This is a genomic window from Clostridium sp. DFI.1.208, from assembly GCF_024463855.1.
Lineage (GTDB): Bacteria > Bacillota_I > Bacilli_A > Erysipelotrichales > Erysipelotrichaceae > Clostridium_AQ.
This window is the reverse complement of record NZ_JANGCA010000252.1, coordinates 1-307: the sequence shown is the minus strand read 5'-3', so window position 1 is coordinate 307 and position 307 is coordinate 1. Positions and strand designations below refer to the sequence as shown.

At 48.9% G+C, this 307-nt stretch carries 1 protein-coding gene; it reads right to left on the bottom strand.

Going from position 1 to position 307, the window contains the following annotated elements; genetic code table 11:
- Nucleotides 1–125: 125 nt before the first annotated feature.
- Nucleotides 126–307 (bottom strand): hypothetical protein (locus NE665_RS24265; RefSeq protein ID WP_256302754.1); only part of this gene is annotated, 182 nt, incomplete at its 5' end.

Genomic DNA, 307 nt, shown 5'->3' with positions numbered 1-307 from the left:
CTGCCTTCTGTCGTTGCGATCACAGGGGTTGAGAAATGCATCTCCATATGTACATGGGAAGCTGTCGAATTACCCGAATGTCCCTGGCTGCCGATCCGTTGTCCTTTCTTTATGCTCTGTCCTGTCTAGACGTCCACATCCTTCATATGGCAAAGTAGGATATAGAGTTCTTTTCCTTTATACTTCATTTTCAGTTGGATAAAGTTTCCGGCACCGGCATAAGCTCCACCCGGGCACATATTTCCAAGGTTTCCGCCATCTGCAGGACAGCTCGAGGATGCCTGATATAGCTTCGCATCACCGGGTG